The sequence below is a fragment of the Maritalea sp. genome, from assembly GCF_051251695.1.
GTDB lineage: Bacteria > Pseudomonadota > Alphaproteobacteria > Rhizobiales > Devosiaceae > Maritalea.
The window spans coordinates 1-2,764 of the sequence record NZ_JBPOEU010000079.1; the positions used below are offsets into that span (position 1 = coordinate 1).

Annotated in this window: 4 protein-coding genes; all 4 read left to right on the top strand. The window is 49.5% G+C overall.

Annotated elements, in window-relative coordinates:
* Window positions 1-518 (top strand): tyrosine-type recombinase/integrase (locus ACSHWX_RS18095; protein ID WP_435669607.1); only part of this gene is annotated, 518 nt, incomplete at its 5' end.
* Entirely contained in the window at window positions 515-1,444 is a 930-nt protein-coding gene (locus ACSHWX_RS18100) for a hypothetical protein (protein WP_435669608.1), read from the top strand. The genes ACSHWX_RS18095 and ACSHWX_RS18100, both read left to right, overlap by 4 nt.
* A gap of 131 nt (window positions 1,445-1,575) precedes the next feature.
* Window positions 1,576-1,791 carry a helix-turn-helix transcriptional regulator gene (locus ACSHWX_RS18105; protein ID WP_435669609.1) on the top strand — a complete coding sequence of 72 codons (216 nt, stop codon included), beginning with the start codon at window positions 1,576-1,578 and terminating at the stop codon, window positions 1,789-1,791.
* 172 nt (window positions 1,792-1,963) lie between these two features.
* Window positions 1,964-2,764: hypothetical protein (locus ACSHWX_RS18110; RefSeq protein ID WP_435669610.1), on the top strand; the 801-nt coding region annotated here is incomplete at its 3' end.

A 2,764-nucleotide genomic window follows, 5' to 3' on the forward strand; every position in this document is an offset into this window, starting at 1 on the left:
GACAAGCGACAACGCGCATTGCGCTCAAATTGCTGGCCTTGCTCGCCCAACGCCCCGGTGAGATACGTCATGCCAAGTGGTCCGAGATCGACTTTGTAAACAAAGTTTGGTCGATACCCGCAGAAAAGATGAAGATGCGGCGGGATCACGTTGTTCCTCTACCCGCTCAAGCGATTGCTTTGCTAGAGGAATTGCGACGGATGAACGGTAACGGCGAATATCTGTTCCCGTCCCTGCGCACATGGAAGCGCCCGATGTCAGAGAACACGCTGAACGCAGCATTGCGGCGCATGGGGTATTCCGGCGATGAAATGACTGCGCATGGCTTTAGGGCTAGCTTTTCAACATTGGCAAACGAAAGCGGGCTTTGGCACGCTGATGCCATTGAGCGCGCTTTAGCGCATGTTGAGAAGAATGAGGTTCGTCGAGCATACGCACGCGGAGAACATTGGGATGAACGCGTTCGCCTCGCAAATTGGTGGGCTGAATACACTGACGAAATTAGGAAGCCGACATGAGCGCCCTAGACCCCAAAGCAATCTTGATGAAGGAGATCATAGATGACGCTTTAGGCGATCTAGCGAACTGGAAGAAGCCTATCTCGGAAAAGTCGATTGGCCCTCACTTCCCTAAGCTTGCAGACGAGTATCACGCCGACATCCAAGCCCTTCGGCAAGTGCTTCGTAAAATGCTGGAACCTTGGTCTACGGAAGAATTGATCAAGCACTTCCAAGAGAACAACTACAATGGCCGAAGACTGCTTCGTGACCCAAAAGGCACCTGCTTTGAGATCGTCAATAAAATTCTGATGCTTAAAGAAAGAGAACCAGCATGGTTCATATCGGGTTGGCATGTCAAACCGGTGGAAATTGATGTCGCTCATTGGAGAGCTTTTTCAAGTTGCACCCTCCCCGAACTAACACTCCTAAGCGTTGGGCTCGACCCGCGAAAAGTCAACTTTGATGCGCTTTTCAATCGATATGGCCATCTAGCTTCACAGGACAAAATGCTTGGTTTTCTGGAAGATCAATATGAAGCGATTGCCAATGGCCTAGGTGCTGACCCCGATGATGAAAGCGCAAAATTGGACTTGCTTGCATTCTACACATGGGTCAAGCAGGTAAAGTTCAAAATTGCGAGCAGATTTCGCACCATGCTTAGGTACAAGTTTATCGACGAACCGGATACCGGCAGCGCCGTTATCCCCAAGGTCACGGTCCGAAACCGCAAGCCTCTCCACAAAAGTAGCTATAACCTTCATGCAAAACTCATCTACTCGATAGCGATGGAGAAGTATGGCCTAAAAACACCGAGCGATGTCGGACGCGTTGCAAAGGAAATCCAGCATGATGCTGAACTTCAAGGCCAAACCCCAGCAATTAGACCAATCAAGCTACTTATATCAAAGGGGCTTGAACTATCCGCATCCGATGATGAGCACTAAATTCACCAAACAGACCCAAAACTCTATTTATCGTTTAGATACAATGGGATAAAATTCACCCTCTGAATCCCCAATACGAACAAAGATGCAGTCAAACTTGATCACACCTTAGAATACAAGGATGTATCACGTTGAGAAATGTACCTTTCCCGAAAGATGGATTCGTCCGTCTATCCCAAATATTGGGCCCAAACGGCCCTATTCCCGTGTCAAAATCTACTTGGTGGCAAGGCGTGAAGGACGGGCGTTTCCCACAGCCCCAGAAACTTGGGCCGCGTACTACAGTTTGGAAGGTGGAAGAAATCCGCGCGCTGTTTGACGGAAACACTGACGACGATAGTCAGTAAATCAACTATGAGCCGTTCTTACTCACCAAGCACCCTCAAAAAAAACAGAGTATATTCGATCCAAGACCTAGAGCGAATATATGAAGTCTCCGCAAATACGGTCACCAATTGGACCAAGCAGGGTTTGCAAAAATCTGACAAGAAGCAGCCGCATCTTTTCAGGGGCGCTGTTGTGAACGCATTTCATAAGCAGCGACGAGCGCGTGCGAAAATTCACCTGCGCCCCGGTGAGGTCAAATGCACCGGCTGTAAGCTTGCTGTATTTCCAGAGGTCGGAACCCTCTCAGAGCGGGTCGTACGCGAGGGCACGCACATGTGTCTTGGGATTTGCCCAGAGTGCGGAGCGCATGTCCAAAAGTTCACTTCACAGGCTGATAGGGACTATTTTGACGCCCTACGCAATCCCAACACCACCAAGGATTCCCTACACGAAGAGATTCACGAAGACCTCGGTCGTATTGGGAAAGATGAAGAAACCCATCCTACCGTGGTTTGGACAGCAAACGACCGCCTGATGTATAGATGGCAGAATTTTGCTGGGCGTTACGACGAGAAAACCGTAGACCGTCACCTCAGCGCCATTCGGTTACTGGAAGAAACATTGGTCGGGAAGCCTTTTGACCAGCTTACCAACCACGATATTGGATTGGTAAGAGAGAAACTGAAGCAGTCGTTGCTCGCAAAGAATGAGCTACAAAGATCGAAATCGACCGTCGCCCATACCGCATCGCATTTGACCGCGTTCCTTCAATGGTTGTTAAAGCAGGACGGCTACAAGCGGTTACCTCGGGATCTTCCAGACTATCTGAAACTACCAAAATCCGTCTATTCCGCCTCATTGGCTAAGCAGGCAAAAGCCTACCCGACATTAGATGAGGCAGAAGCATTACTGCACGAGATGCCAGTTCAAAACTTGAAGGATCAACGCTCTAAGGCTATTTTTGCGATGGCGTTCCTTGGTGCGTTGCGGGCT